The following is a 14,830-nucleotide window of genomic DNA, read 5'->3' on the forward strand; positions in this document are numbered from 1 at the left end:
AAGAGCGGTCTTTGCGCCCTATCTAATCTACTTTTCTCATGCTTGTAAAAGGATACCAGACAAATTCACTGACGCCGATGATGCGCTCTTTCTCAATAAAACCGAGCCCATTTCGGCTGTCCAGGCTGACAAGGCGGTTGTCCCCCATAACGTAATAGTGATTACTCGGAACCGTGAGAGGGCCGAAGTCACCGGTCAGTTTGCTGACAATTCCATCTGCTGCTTCGCGATTTTCGTCAAGGTAGTCTTCATTCCATTGCTGGCCGTTAATATACAGCTGGTCATTCTTCATTTCCAGTTCATCGCCAGGAAAGCCTATTAATCTCTTTACATAGTTCTTTTCATCGCCCCTGATGATGACAATATCGCCTCTGTTCAGTTCTTCAAATTTATTAACAAAGATTTTTTCCTCGTCATGAAGGGTCGGATCCATGGAGGCTCCTTCCACATAGTAGGGTGAAAAAAGAAAGACCCTGATGACCAGTGCGATTCCAAAGGCAATCAGAAGAGACTTGAGCCAGCTCGCTATTTCATGCTTATTCATGTGCTCCTCCGAAGCTTTTAGCACCCATATACCGGTCTTTGATTAAGGTGCGGTGGTGAAGTTCATGTCCAGCAATGATATAGGCAATGGCCCGGGCAGTTACCCCAGTGCCGTTCGCATTTCCTCGCCCAAGCAGTGCCTCATCATCCAGGCTTTTCAGTAAAGAAATCGTATTTTGGCGAACCTGGGACAGCTGTGCTGAAAGCTCCCCAATGCTGAAGCGGTTGAATTTGCCATTCTTTACATACTGGTTATCATCATAGCCCGGCAGCTCAGCCATCTCCCCTCTTCCAATGCAAAGCAGACGGTAGCTCATGATGCGTTCAGTATCTGTAATATGGCCGATCACTTCCTTAACCGTCCATTTTTCCGGAGCATAGCGGAAATGCGCCTGATCTTCATTCAGATCTTTTACCAGATTGATTGTCTCCTTCATTTGTTCATCAAGGATCTGCAGAAGATCCCCTTCCGGTACAGAGCTGACATATTTCTTATAATACGGCGCATACTCATCCAATCCAGGTTTCTTTAACATCTCGTTCCCTCCCATTCTATTCCCTTATTTTACTAAATTTTCATATAAAGAGCCAACTTCAGGTCTGAAAAAGCTCGCCCTTGATTGCTTTAACATACCGTTCGGCTGACCGCTGCACTGCAAGGTCTGCCTCTTTTTCTACCACTCTGTGAAACGCATTGTAAATCCGGTCAAATGACAGCGGTTCGATTTTGCCGGCCATCCTTTCAACCGTTTCAGCGGGAAGCGGAATGAGGTTTGGGTAGCTGTACATGAAGCTGACCCATTCCCTGTCCGCAACGACCTGAATGATGTCGCCGGTAAGCATGACGCCTTTGCCCCCATTCCCCTTTTCCCAATGAAGGACAGCACCGCCTTTAAAATGGCCGCCGATGCGGTGGATGACCAGGCCATCATGAATCTTAAAACTTTCTCCGCTCCAGAAAATGATGTGGTCACTTTCCCTCATCACCCACTCCCTGTCGTCTTCATGGATATAGATCGGCGCATTAAATGCTTCCGCCCATTCAACTTGTGCTGAATAATAATGAGGATGGGACAGTGCGATCGCGCTAATACCGCCCAGTTCTTTTATGGCTTCAATCGTGCACTCATCCAGGTAGGTGATGCAATCCCACATCAGATTAAAACCGTTTTGCTGAATAAGATAGGCTGTCTGGCCGATGGCAAATTCCGGAGCTGTTTTCAAGCTGTAAAGATTGGATTCCTCCCGCTTTATTTCATTCATATAATTTTGGCTTTCCGTCATTTCATGTAAAGTAGTCCACTCCTGGCCGCCAGGTCTAACATACTGGCGCTCTTCCATGCAGATCGGGCAGCTTTCAGGCTGATGATTGCATGGTGGAAATTGCGTTCCGCACGTTTTGCATATATATTTTTCCATAGATATTGCCTCCGTTTCTCATATTGGTTATATTAACCATTTTACTATTGGAAACGTACTGTTAAATCGCCGTTTCGGCTGAAAGCGGCTACAGCTTTAGACTGAGGACTTATACTTTAAGCTTTATGTGAAAACCTCAGCCAGCTTCAAAAAGTCATTCCAGCCGTCATTTTCATATAACTGAAACAACTGAGCCTGATCCGGTATAGCCAATTCATATTTGATCATAAAAAAACTCCTTCGTAAGGCAATGCTAATCCTATTCTGGCTCGGGGCGAAAAAGTCCTCTTTCTTTTAACGATTATCCAGCATCGAGATACAGGCTTCTTCGTTATGTTCCGTATCCTCCATTACAAACTCATATGTGGCAGCGTCCTCTTTTTCACAAAACTGAACGACATCTCCAAACCACTTCTTTTTTCCATAGTAATAAATGATGTTCGGTTCATCCTTGAAAATGACATAATAATGGGTATGGTAGAAGTCATGATTGATGTCCATATTAGGTAGGTTATAGCTGTGCTTTTGAAAATCACTTTTGCTATAGCCTGTTGCATCCAGATGCGCCGTCACTTCATGTGTTATCCACTTGTTCATGACCGGATTTCCATTATTCAATACATATAGAAAAAGGGCGGGTGAAGTCAGAAATAACAAGCTCGCTAAAATTAACAGTAATTTTTTCATATATTTGACACTCCCATTTTCATTATAGTGTAATTTTACACTAATAGAAACTTAAAGTGGTAGTTTTTTCTTTATGAAACTTTTTTGCTTTCCGCCCGTATTAAATACTAACGAACTAATTTTAGGAGAGATTCATAATGGGAAATATTTTTATTTTTTCACTGATTGCCGGACTGGCGATTTCGATCCTGCTGATTCCGTTCAGCTATAAACCGAAGGCGAAGGAAAAGGAAGGCAGGAAACTGGGAACCGGAATCATGGCTGCCACTGCCGCTGTATCTGTGCTGCTTGTTTTTGCCGTGTATTACTTCACCAGCTTGGACCGGAACTTGACCAGTTTGTGGCTGTTTGCGGTTATCGCTTCTGTAATCGGTGCAGTTTTTGCGACTGGCCGAGAGCGTATGATCAAAACGGGTGTGTTTGTCCTTAGTTTAGCTGCAGGGGCTTTCTTTCTGACAGCTTTCCTGTTTAATGCGGACGATAAGTATGAAAGTGCCAAAATGAAGGAAAAAACGGAGATTGAAACATTTGATGAAAAAGAAACACCGGCTAGCGTTCCGCCTAAGTTTGCGCGCAATAAGATGAAGAAAGCTTTCGGGCAGGTTCCGAACACAAGTTATTATGAACTTGGCAGCCTGCAGATCCAGAAAGTCAATGGAGAATATGTTTATATTGCGCCTGTAGAGTTTTCGGGCTTTTTCAAATGGTTGAATGGGGATAAGACACCAGGCTATTTTACAATTAGCGCGACTGATTCCTCAGCTAATCCAAAATTCGTGAAGAGCGATATGGTGTACACACCATCCTCTTATTTTAATAAAAATATAGAGCGCCATATCCGGATGCAGTATCCGCAGGCCATCTTTAACGGAGATGTTCAGCTGGAAGTGGATGACGAGGGCAAACCATTTTATATCCGTTCGTATGGAGAATTTATTTCGGCGAGAAATGGCTTTGACGTTAAGGGAGTGGTCATGGTTGACCCGCTGAGCGGACAGACGAAGTCTTATAAACTCGCGGATGTGCCGGTCTTTATTGATGGAGCAGTTTCCCCTGAAACGGTCAGTCTGCAGAACAGCTATTTCGGAAATTACGTCCATGGCTTCTGGAACAGCAAATTCGGAAAGTCAGATGTAAGGCTTCCATCGGATGAGGGAACAGAAGCCAATGTGAGTCCGATTTTTGATGAAAATGGCGACATGTACTACTTCACTGATTTTACAAGTCCAAAAGAAGGTGTCGATTCGATGCTGGGCTATTCTTTGACAAATTCAAGGACGGGCGAAGCCACCTTCTTTACAGGCAATCTTGAGGAATCTTATATGGATTCGCAGGGTGCCCTCCAGATTATCGAGAAAAAATTCATCGAGAAGAAATGGAGCGGGGAAATGCCTGTTCTGTATAACTTCTACGGGGAAGCGAGCTGGCTGACGCCTGTTCTTGACGCCAACGGATTCCTGCAGAACTACTTCATTGTATCAGCTGCCAATCCGGAAATATCCGCTTATGGAACGACGCCAAATGAAGCATTGCGCTTGTACAAAACCGCTCTGCAGCGGGGCGGAGGCACTGTAGACGGAAGCTCGAAAGCAGAGGAAAAACAGATAAGCGGCAATGTGGTGCGGGTGTACAAGGAGAAATCTGGTGACTTCACTGTCGTGTCATTCCTTCTGGACAACCGGCAAAGCTATGTGGTTTCATCCGAAACCGTGCCGATGGCCATTTATCTGCAGGAAGGCGATCAGGTCGACGTTAACTATCTGGATACAGGTGAGGCATTCCTGCCTGTGAAGGAAATGAGTATTAAAGGATTGGAATAGATGCAAAAACACGATGAAGACTGTCTTCATCGTGTTTTTTATTAGCCTGCTATTATGTTCGCTGATTTAATGGCGCTCGATAGCGTGGATTTGATGCTGACATGTTCAAAGGACAGCCCGAGCTGTACTGCTGTCTGGGCAATTTCCGGTCTTAAGCCGGAGATTGTAGTCTTTACGCCGATCAGGCTTAGCGCTTCGATCAGCTGGAATAGCTGATGGGCTACCATGGTATCAATCATGACTACGCCTGAAAGGTCAAGGAACAGCTGGTTGACGCCTAATTTATTGCATTGCTGAAGTGTATTTTCAAGCATGATTTTCGCTCGTGCTGTATCAATATCCCCGACAAGCGGCAGAAGTGCGATATCTGCTGTCAATGAAATAACCGGAGAGCTGAGCTCAAGGATTAAAGCCTGCTGAGCCTGCAGCCTCTTCTGGGAATGTTTATTGTACTCTTCCGTGAACCAGGTAACCACTTCCCCAATGGTTCTGATGATCATTCTGCGCCATAAGGCGATTTGTTTTTCATTATAATGACCCTGATTGATTGCAACGAACTGCTCAAGCAGATTCAAATACTGTTCCTGGGTGTTAAAGAACTCCTTCAGTATCATCTCAAGAGGTGTGCGGAGATGTTCATCATCCTGCGCCACTTTGACAATCCAGCCTTCCAAATCATTAAAGAACGCTTCTTCTTCTTTATGGAAGACTTCGGAGAACTGCTTGTGGAATTCATAATTCTGCTTTTTGACTTGTTCAATTACAGCGGGGTCTTCTGAGGTATAAATCCCGCCGCTCTCTTCTTTGTTTACATTTTTATACCATTCTTCTGTTAAGTCCCATGTTTTCTCAAGGAAAAATTGATATAGATCATGATTACGATGCATGCCCGTCTCCCCTAACCGAACTGTTATTTCAATATTTATATTTTAACCGAAGAGAAATAAAGTGTCATTTTTAAGCTCCTACCTATTTTAGGCCAATTCCCTGCTGTTTGCATACTGATAGTCTGCCCCCTGCCTTGGAAGCATTATGCTTAAGGCTGATGCGAATACCAGAAGAATGATGGATGCAATGAAAGAACTGTCATAGCTGCCTGTCAGATCAAATAATACACCAGGGACGAATGAACCGAGAGCTGAACCCAGCTGATGGCTCAAATAAATCCAGCCGATTACGGCTCCTGCGGACAGATGTTTGAAATATTCTGCAGCCAATTTCATGGTTGGTGCGACGGTGGCAAAATTGACAATCCCAAAGCTGATGGCAAACAGAATGAGCAGATGGGACTGAGTGACGAAAAAGCCAAACAATGACGCATCATTTACGATGATGAGCAGAAGAACAATGGTTAACGCCCGTACTCCATAGAGAAAGGCAAGGATTTTTCTGCAATTCCACTTGTCTGCGAGGAACCCCGAAACGACAGTTCCAAGAATATTAAAGCCGGCCAGCAGGCTGACAGCAGCTCCCGTTACACCAGGCGAAAATCCGCAATATTGAGCAAAGGGAATCAGATGCGTATCCATCAGGCCAGTGGTAGTGACGCCGCACACGAAAAACGGGAGCATGAGAAACAGGAATTCTTTCCGCTTTAAGAGCTGAAATATGGAAAGCGTTCCTTTTGGTGCTTCCTTTTTTCCCTGCCTCCCCTTTTGACTGTCACTCACGTTTGCCCCATAAGCATCGATTTGCAGATCGGCCGGTTTCGAGCGGATAAAGAGCAAAAGCAGCGGGAAAATGATTACAATCAAAAAGAAGCCGAGCACAAGTACGGTTGTCTTCCAGCCCAGCAGATCAATCAGGAATAAGGACAGCGGGACGAGAATAAGCTGTCCTGCGGCTGTGCCTGCAGACATCAGTCCCATTGCCATACCCTTTTTATCGGCAAACCAGGTCGCCACTGCCATCGTTCCTGCAACATTGGATGCACCGCCAAAGCCAACGGAGGCAATCACACCATAGATAATCATCAGCTGGACGGGATTGGCGGTAAAAAAGGTCAGAAGTGTTGAAAAGCCAATAACCAGTATACTGAAAGACAGAATATAACGGATGCCGTATTTATCAATCAGCCGTCCGACATACGGCTGTGAAATGGCAAAAACAATATAGCTGACAAAGGCTATAAACGATATAACACTGCGATTCGCGGAAAACTCATGCTCCCATGGCGCCATAAACGCGCCGAACGACAATCGGACACCCTGCGCGGCAAGCAAGGCCAAAAAAGTCAGCACTAAAATTATCCACGCATAATGAACCTTTAAGCGCTTCACGATGTGAACCTTCTTTCCGGTGACAGGCACCTATACCATTTGGACCAACTGGTAGAGGTGCCTGTCACTGTTTTTTTAAAATAATATACCATATAATTTTTAAAACTTTCTAAATTTTGTTTTCCTTTCGTGTTTTTTCAACAATTTACTTTTCAATCAAACGTTTGATTGAAATCAAATGAAAGTATCCTCATATCTGATTTTTTCCCGGGAAATAGCTGCAGGAATTGTCGTCAGCTAAGCGGTGGTTTCGACAATTAATGAGGAAAGGCCATTCCCCTTATCGGAGAATAGCCTTTTCATTTATACTGCCTGCTTTTGCTGTTCCTGCTTCATTAATTTCATTTCACTGATGGCTCTCTTCGCCTTATTTTCATCAAACTCATTTTCGCTCTTTGCTACAACCATCGTTGCGATTCCATTTCCGATCAGGTTCACGATTGCTCTTCCTTCACTCATGAAGCGGTCTACGCCAAGGAGAAGCGCCAATCCTTCAAGAGGAATAACCTGAAGGGCTGCAAGCGTAGAGGCCAATACGATAAATCCGCTGCCTGTTACACCCGCGGCACCTTTTGAAGTCAGCATGAGCACTAATAGAATGGTAACCTGCTGGCCGATTGTCAGATCCACTCCGAATACTTGTGCAAGAAAGACAACTGCCATTGACAGATAAATGGATGTACCATCCAGGTTAAAGGAGTAACCTGTTGGAATGACGAGCCCCACAACCGATTTGGAGCAGCCGATCCGCTCCATTTTATCCATCATTCTCGGAAGCACTGATTCTGAAGAACTTGTGCCTAATACGATTAGTATTTCATCTTTGATAAATCTTAGATAATTCCATAAGCTAAATCCGTACATTTTGCAGATAATATTTAACACAACAAAGATAAATAAAAACATTGTCACGTACACGGAAATCATCAGTTTGCCAAGCGGAACAAGTGATGCCAATCCGAAATGGCCAATTGTATAGGCCATGGCGCCAAAAGCACCAAGCGGAGCTGCCTTCATGACATAGCCGATAATTTTAAAGAAAACTAATGATAGCTTATCCAAAAACTCAATGACGATTTTGCCTTTGTCCCCAAGAGCCGCCAAACCGACACCAAATAGAACAGAAAAGAATAATACCTGCAGGATATCTCCTTTTGCAAAGGCATCTACCATGTTGGAAGGAACAATATGTGTCACAAACTCAATCCAATTGATGCCCTCTCCGCCATTGGCTGTGTACTGTGAAACATCTCCTTTTTCCAATTCATTAAAGTTCAGGCCTGCACCTGGTTTAATGACATTAACGACGATCAGACCGATCATTAAAGCAAGTGTAGTAACCACCTCAAAATAGATGAACGCTTTTCCGCCCACTTTGCCGACTTTTTTCATATCGCCCATTTTAGCGATTCCTAGGACGATGGTCAGGAAAATAATCGGGGCGATGACCATTTTGACTGCGTTGATAAAGGTGTCGCCGACCGGCTTCATTTCTTTTCCGACTTCCGGCCAAATCAGCCCGACCATAACACCGATAAAAATAGCCGTTAACACCTGAAAGGTTAAATTCTTATAAATCCGCTGCTTCTTCACTTTTATCTCAGCTCCTTTTTTCTAACTATTCATTCTATTAGGAATGATAGCGTTTTCAGATAAAAGAGAGAAGTTTATGGTCATAACGGATGTTTTGTTCATTTTGGTCTCAAGGAATGCAGCTAAACGATGACATACCGATTAACTGGCCTGCCCACGCCTCCGTACTGTACATCCAGCCGGATCGCACCTCTTTTTTCCAGATAATCAAGATAGCGGCGGGCGGTGACTCTGGCAATACCGATGCCGTTCGCCACTTCTTCGGCAGAGCGGGGTTCGGTCTGCTGTTTCATAAAGGCGGTAATTTCATTTAAAGTGAATTCATTCAGCCCTTTGGGCAATACGTTTTCTTCTTTCTTCGCCTGCTTGGCATAAAGCAGAGCATCGAGCTGCTCCTGTGACAGAGTGCCCGATTCCTTCAGGCTTTCCCTGTAATGGCGGTATTTTTCGAGGGCCTGCTGGATCCTGTTCAGCTTAAAAGGCTTGATAATATAATCCCTGGCGCCGTTTTGAAGCATCAGCTTAATGGTTTCCTTATCCTTTGCGGCGGATACGACAATGACATCAGAATCAAGGTTTTGCTTCCGGAATTCCTGCAGGGTTTGGATTCCATTTTTTTTCGGCATGAAAATATCCAAAATCACAAGGTCAGGCTGCAGCTTTTTCGCCAGGGCAATGCCTTCCTCCCCATTCCCGGCCGCTGCGATAATCGTAAATCCGGGCACACTTGCAATAAATTCCTTATTCACTTCCTGGACCATTGGATCATCTTCAATCAGCAGCACACTGATTTCTTCTTTAACCGCCATATGTTTCTCCCTCCGCTTCCATCGGAAAAACGATTGTAAAAGAGGTTCCTTCATCCCTGTTTGTTGAAACCTCGATCGCTCCCCCGCCTTTTTCTGCAATTTGTTTGACAAGGTAAAGCCCGTAGCCTGTCCCGCCAGATTTATTGGCGGTAAATCCTTTTTCATATATTTTCGGCAATATCGCTTCCTCTATCCCGCTTCCGTTATCTTCCACCAGAACCGCACAAATCTCCTCGGTCTGTTCAATGCTGATGTCAATTTTTCGATCTTCCCGGTCAATATGCTCAAAGGCACCGAAAGCATTTTCAATCAGATTCCCCAGAAGCAGAACAAAATCATGATGATCCAGCCGGTCCGGGAACTCCTCTAGGCTGCTCTTTGGGTCGATGACCACCGAGATGCCCAATTCCTTTCCGCGCCTTACTTTGCTTAATAAAAGCCCTGCAATGGCATCGTTCCTGATTTTATCGCTGAGGAAATTCGAGAGGTTTTCCTGCTCTTCAGATGCATCAAACGTCAGCTGGAGTGCTTTGTCAGCTTTCCCGAGCTGAATCAATCCTGCAATGGTGTGAAGCTTGTTCATATGTTCATGGTTCTGCACCCTGAGCGCCTCAACAAAGCTTTTTACACCGGTCAGCTCTTCTGCAAGCTTCGTAACTTCCGTGCGGTCCTGGAAGATGGCCACAGCTCCGATCTTCTCATTGTCTTTCCGGATGGGAATTCTGGTGCTCAGGATGACCTTGCCGCTTACAATGATCTGTTCATTATAGACGGCTCGATTACTTTCTACAATTTCCGGAAGCCTTGTGTCTTTTAGCACGTCTCTGATTTTTTTGCCTGCGACTTTGCCTGATACATTAAAAATTTTCTTTGCCTTTTCATTGAAAATCGTAATGTTTTCCTGGTTATCGATTGCAATTACGCCTTCATTGATCGAGTGGAAAGTGGCTGTCCTTTCCTCCAGCATCCGTTTGATTTCATGGGGCTCCAGCTGGAACATCTGCTTTTTAATATGATTGGCGAGCATTAAAGAACCGATCAGTCCAAATATGAGCGTCAAAAGCACAATGATGCTGATCTCATCTGCCAAATCTGTGATAATTTCCGTAATCGAAGGGATCTTATTGCCGACAACAACCACACCGATTTGATTGAGGCTTTCATCTTTAATCGGTATGAATGCGCGTATAAAGGTGCCGACCTCTCCCTCAGCCTTGGAAAAATAAATATGCTCGGCAAAAGCAGGTTTCTCATCCTCACCTGATGAAGGCCTGCCGATCAGCTCCCGAACCGGATGGGAATAGCGGATACGCTCCATATTCATGATCACGATATAGTCGGTTTCATTGATAATCCGGATTTCCTCAGCAACTTTGTTAACCGTCTTCCAGCCCAGCGGCTGCAGGATTCCTTTTTTCACATCTGACAGCTCTGCCACCGTTCTGGCCGTATTCATCGAGCGTATCCTCAGTTCTTTTTCTTCCTGCTCCTGGATGTTTGCAATCACGACAATTCCGCCAATCAATAAAGAAAAAATAACGACTGCATAAGACAATATGGTAATCTTCCAGCGGATGGGCAGCTGATTCACAAAGGGTCCCTCCCTTCTGTCTTTACGGATAGAATTCTTGTAAGTATGATAACATTAATAGTTTTAAAAAGGAGGATTCAAATGAAAAGCTATGTTCTCCTTGCCGGCATGGTTTTGCTGCTGGCTGCCTTCTTTGGCTATCGAAGCTTTTTTCCGGGGGAAGAGATGCCCTACGATGATGACCAGGAAGGGCTCAAGGATCAAATTGTCTTCAAGTTCAGCCATGTGGTGGCTGAAAATACGCCGAAGGGCCTTGCCGCTCAAAGGTTTGCAGAGCTTGTCGCCGAAAAATCGGATGGCCATATAAAAATAGAAGTGTTCCCAAACGGCAGCCTCTATTCTGATATTGAAGAAATTAATGCGCTTAAGGAAGGGCAGGTTCACTTTATTGCCCCTTCCACCTCTAAGCTTGGGATGCTTTCCCCAAAGTGGGCCGTGCTGGATTTGCCTTTTGCCTTCCCATCGCGCAAAGCGGCTCTTGAAGGCCTGAATGGGGATATCGGCGAGCAGCTGCTGGATTCACTTCAGGGGGACGGCATTAAAGGGCTCGCCCACTGGCCAAATGGATTTAAGCAGCTCACCACGAATAAAGGGCCCATTCAAAAACCCGAGGATCTGAAAGGGCAATCCTTCCGTATCATGCAAAGTGATGTGATATCGGCCCAATTCAGCCGCCTGAAGGCAAAGGCTATTCAGGATTCCTTCAATTCCACTTACAAGCTGCTGGAAGAAGGTGAAGTGGATGGTGAAGAAAATACGGTTTCCAATATCTACTCAAAGAAATTTTATAACCTTCAAAAACATATGACAATCAGCAATCATGGCTATCTGGGATATGCGGTGATGATGAGCGGGAAGGTCTGGAATGAGCAGAGTGAGGAAACAAAGAAGATTCTGCTCGAGGCAATGGAAGAAACAACTGCCTGGAACAGCCGGATGGCCTTTGACATGAACGAAGAACTGCTTGAAAAAATCAGGCAGAATTCCTCCATTCAGATTCATGAACTTACACCGGAAGAAAAACAGGAATGGCAAGCTGTGCTGGATCCCATCTATGAAGACTTTTCACAGGATATCGGGAAGAACCTGGTGGAAGAGATGAAGGAACTGCGGGGTAAATATGAATAAAAAGGTGACAGGTACCTATAGCAGTTGACTGAAGTGGTATAGGTGCCTGTCACCCCTTTTTTACAGCTTCTGTATGAATGCTACTTTAAGGTAGTCTCCTTCTTTGAATTCCTTAATGGTGCGGAAGTCTTCAGGAAGGGTGAATTCCTCAAGAATTTTGTAGCGGTCCCCAGTCTGTGCGAATGCTTTTTTGATAAAGTCTTTGAATTTTTTCATGTTGAATGTGCTGCAGTTGGATGAGGCCACAATGATTCCTTTTTTTTCTGTAATCTGAATGGCCTGCGCAAGCAATTCCGGATAATCTTTTCTGGCGCTGAAAGTATGCTTTTTGGAACGGGCAAAGCTTGGAGGGTCCAGGATGACCATATCAAATGTCAGCTGCTTCCGGACAGCATATTTGAAGTAGTTGAACACATCTTCCACAATGATATCCTGTGCCTCAAAATCAATGCCGTTGACGCTGAACATTTCAATGGTTTTGCTTTTGCTGCGGTTGGCAAGGTCGACACTGGTTGTTTTCACTGCCCCCCCTAATGCGGCAGCAGCTGAAAAAGCGCCCGTATAAGAGAACGTATTCAGGACCTTTTTTCCTTTTGCATACTTGTCCCTGATCGTCTTCCGGACATGCCTCTGATCAAGGAATACACCTACCATGGCGCCATCATTCAGATAAATGGGAAAGCTGATTCCATTCTCCTTCACCATCAGCGGAAAAGAGGCCCGTTCTCCTGCTGCAAAATCATCGTCCTCTATATAAGTGCCTTTTACAGCAAACCGTTTCTTTTCATACAATCCTTTTACATCAGCACTGTTCATGAATGCCTGAATCACCGTATCCCTGAACGTATAAATGCCTTCACTGTACCAGCTGATCACATAAAAGCCATCATAATAATCAATCGTGATGCCTCCGATTCCGTCTCCTTCTCCATTAAAAACCCGAAAAGCGGTTGTATCGGGATCACGGAATAGAGCTTCCCGTCTCCTTAACGCTTCTTGGAATTTCTTCGCAAAAAATGCTTCATCAAAGTTTTCCTGAGGATTTCGCGACAGTATCCAGCCCCTGCCTTTATTCTGCTTTCCATAATATCCTTTGCCGATAAACCGGCCGCTCTCGTCGGTCAGCTCAATGACCGCACCCTCTTTGATGCCATTCGGAATCCGCAGCACCGACTCCTCCGTCACAAGCGGATAGCCATCCCTAAAACTATTCTTATATTTAGAAGCCGCGATTAATTTGATAGCATTACTCATAAATTCACCCAATCATTTTGTTAGTATAGCTATCATTGTAACATTAAAAGTGACAGGTACCTATACCACTTGGTTGAAGTGGCATAGGTGCCTGTCACCATCTCTTCACTGACGGGCAGAAGCTGCCGCTGTTTCTTTCAGCATGGTTCCATTTTTTGCAAAGTCTGTGTGCCAGGAGAGTGCCTTTTCCAGTACGTGCGGTGTTTGGCCGCCTCTTGTGAGAGCTTCCCGGTAATAGTCGCGAAGCTGGTCGCGGTATAACGGGTGTGCGCAATTTTCGATGATCAACTCCACGCGCTGCCTTGGAGCCAGCCCTCGCAGGTCTGCATAGCCCTGTTCTGTTACAATGACATCGACATCATGCTCGGTGTGGTCGACATGGGAGACGAATGGGACGATGCTTGAAATCTTGCCGTCTTTGGCAATAGACTTCGTCACGAAGATCGCCAGTCGCGCATTTCTGGCAAAATCGCCGGATCCGCCGATGCCATTCATCATTTTCGTTCCAAGGACATGGGTGGAGTTCACGTTTCCATAAATATCAAGCTCCAGTGCTGTATTGATCGAAATCAAGCCGAGGCGGCGGATGATTTCAGGATGGTTGGAAATCTCCTGAGGACGCATGATTAAGCGGTCCCTGTACCGGTCAAAGTTCGTGAAAACCTCTTTCATCTTTTCATCTGATAATGTGATAGAACAGCAGGAAGCAAAGTTCACCTTTCCGGCATCCATCAAATCAAATACGGCATCCTGAAGCACTTCTGAATAGACTTCCAGATTCTCAAACTCAGAGTCAAGCATTCCATGAAGCACAGCATTCGCCACAGACCCAATCCCCGACTGCAGCGGTGCCAGGCTATTTGTCAGCCTTCCTGCTGCAATTTCCCCGCGGAGAAACTGAAGCAGATGCTGTGCCATGATGGCGGTTTCTTCATCCGGCGGCACGATCGTCGAAGGCGAGTCCTGCTGATTCGTGAATACGATTCCCCTCACCTTATCCAGATCCACATTAATTCCTGGAGCGCCGATACGGTCGTCCGCTTTCGTCAGCGGGATCGGATTACGCTCCCCCTGCCTGCCAGGTTCATATAAATCATGCAATCCTTCCAGCTGTGTGGATTGGGCCAAATTGATTTCAACAATGATATGTCTCGCATTTTCAGCGAAAGACAGTGAGTTTCCGATAGAAGTAGACGGAATGATCAGCCCGTCCTCCGAGATAGAAACCGCTTCCAAAATAGCGAAATCAATAGGATCCATGACATTAGCGCGGATAAGCTCTGCCGTGTGAGATAAATGCTGATCGACAAATAGAAAATCCCCCTGGTTAATCCCTTTTCTCATGGTCGGATCGGCCTGAAATGGCAGCCTTTTTCCCAAAATCCCTGCTTCCGCAAAAAGCTTATCCACATCAGATCCCAAAGAAGCGCCCGTGTAGACATTCACTTTAAAACTCTCATGTTTGGCACGGTCTGCGAGCGCAAATGGCACCGCTTTCACATCACCTGCACGTGTAAAGCCGCTTAGCCCCAGAGTCATGCCATCCTGAATCCAGGATGCTGCTTCTTCGGGTGTAACTACCCGGTCATGCAGGCGGCTATCGCGAATCCGTTCTAAATGTTTCTCCATGATGCTCATCCCCTTTATCAAAGATATATGTAATCATTTTACCTGGATAAAGAGGGAGCCAGGATTTTTCCGGTTATC

General features: G+C 45.3%; 13 protein-coding genes. 2 read left to right on the forward strand and 11 right to left on the reverse strand.

What is annotated here, in order from left to right:
- Positions 1-22: 22 nt before the first annotated feature.
- From lepB to AC3WTL_RS14955, 4 genes are all read right to left on the reverse strand, one after another.
- The gene (gene lepB, locus AC3WTL_RS14940) at positions 23-544 is read right to left on the reverse strand and encodes a signal peptidase I (protein WP_163140011.1); all 522 of its coding nucleotides are present in this window, start codon (positions 542-544) and stop codon (positions 23-25) included.
- The gene (locus AC3WTL_RS14945) at positions 537-1,079 is read right to left on the reverse strand and encodes a DinB family protein (RefSeq protein ID WP_248348916.1); all 543 of its coding nucleotides are present in this window, start codon (positions 1,077-1,079) and stop codon (positions 537-539) included. Before AC3WTL_RS14945 ends, lepB begins: the two co-directional genes overlap by 8 nt.
- 58 nt (positions 1,080-1,137) lie before the next feature.
- On the reverse strand, positions 1,138-1,962 hold the full coding sequence (locus AC3WTL_RS14950) for an MBL fold metallo-hydrolase (RefSeq protein WP_248348917.1): 825 nt from the start codon (positions 1,960-1,962) through the stop codon (positions 1,138-1,140).
- A gap of 294 nt (positions 1,963-2,256) precedes the next feature.
- On the reverse strand, positions 2,257-2,649 hold the full coding sequence (locus AC3WTL_RS14955) for a DUF3139 domain-containing protein (RefSeq protein WP_492369679.1): 393 nt from the start codon (positions 2,647-2,649) through the stop codon (positions 2,257-2,259).
- A 137-nt stretch (positions 2,650-2,786) separates the two neighbouring features.
- Between AC3WTL_RS14955 and AC3WTL_RS14960 the strand changes: the two genes are divergently transcribed.
- Complete coding sequence (locus tag AC3WTL_RS14960; RefSeq protein ID WP_248348921.1) at positions 2,787-4,469, forward strand: hypothetical protein; 1,683 nt, start codon at positions 2,787-2,789, stop codon at positions 4,467-4,469.
- Positions 4,470-4,510: 41 nt separating this feature from the next.
- Here the strand turns inward: AC3WTL_RS14960 and AC3WTL_RS14965 are convergent, their stop codons facing one another.
- The 5 genes from AC3WTL_RS14965 to AC3WTL_RS14985 form a co-directional block, all read right to left on the reverse strand.
- Positions 4,511-5,356 (reverse strand): STAS domain-containing protein, encoded by an 846-nt coding sequence (locus AC3WTL_RS14965; protein WP_248348922.1) that lies wholly within the window; start codon positions 5,354-5,356, stop codon positions 4,511-4,513.
- An 87-nt stretch (positions 5,357-5,443) separates the two neighbouring features.
- Positions 5,444-6,748 (reverse strand): MFS transporter, encoded by a 1,305-nt coding sequence (locus tag AC3WTL_RS14970; RefSeq protein WP_492369680.1) that lies wholly within the window; start codon positions 6,746-6,748, stop codon positions 5,444-5,446.
- 303 nt (positions 6,749-7,051) lie between these two features.
- The gene (dctP, locus tag AC3WTL_RS14975) at positions 7,052-8,341 is read right to left on the reverse strand and encodes a C4-dicarboxylate transporter DctP (protein WP_197204677.1); all 1,290 of its coding nucleotides are present in this window, start codon (positions 8,339-8,341) and stop codon (positions 7,052-7,054) included.
- Positions 8,342-8,463: 122 nt separating this feature from the next.
- Positions 8,464-9,150, reverse strand: coding sequence for a response regulator (locus AC3WTL_RS14980; RefSeq protein ID WP_394582591.1), 687 nt, complete (start codon positions 9,148-9,150; stop codon positions 8,464-8,466).
- Positions 9,140-10,741, reverse strand: coding sequence for a sensor histidine kinase (locus AC3WTL_RS14985; protein ID WP_248348927.1), 1,602 nt, complete (start codon positions 10,739-10,741; stop codon positions 9,140-9,142). The genes AC3WTL_RS14980 and AC3WTL_RS14985 overlap by 11 nt, the downstream gene beginning before the upstream one ends.
- Before the next feature lie 81 nt (positions 10,742-10,822).
- Here AC3WTL_RS14985 and AC3WTL_RS14990 point away from each other — a divergent pair, with 81 nt between their 5' ends.
- The gene (locus AC3WTL_RS14990; RefSeq protein ID WP_248348929.1) at positions 10,823-11,869 is read left to right on the forward strand and encodes a TRAP transporter substrate-binding protein; all 1,047 of its coding nucleotides are present in this window, start codon (positions 10,823-10,825) and stop codon (positions 11,867-11,869) included.
- A 60-nt stretch (positions 11,870-11,929) separates the two neighbouring features.
- Here the strand turns inward: AC3WTL_RS14990 and AC3WTL_RS14995 are convergent, their stop codons facing one another.
- Positions 11,930-13,123 carry a class I SAM-dependent rRNA methyltransferase gene (locus AC3WTL_RS14995; protein WP_222498401.1) on the reverse strand — a complete coding sequence of 398 codons (1,194 nt, stop codon included), beginning with the start codon at positions 13,121-13,123 and terminating at the stop codon, positions 11,930-11,932.
- Between the two features lie 105 nt (positions 13,124-13,228).
- Positions 13,229-14,752 carry a succinyl-CoA:acetate CoA-transferase ScpC gene (gene scpC / locus AC3WTL_RS15000; RefSeq protein WP_048010531.1) on the reverse strand — a complete coding sequence of 508 codons (1,524 nt, stop codon included), beginning with the start codon at positions 14,750-14,752 and terminating at the stop codon, positions 13,229-13,231.
- Positions 14,753-14,830 lie beyond the last annotated feature (78 nt).

The organism is Cytobacillus sp. EB106-05-05-XG126 (genome assembly GCF_058791715.1).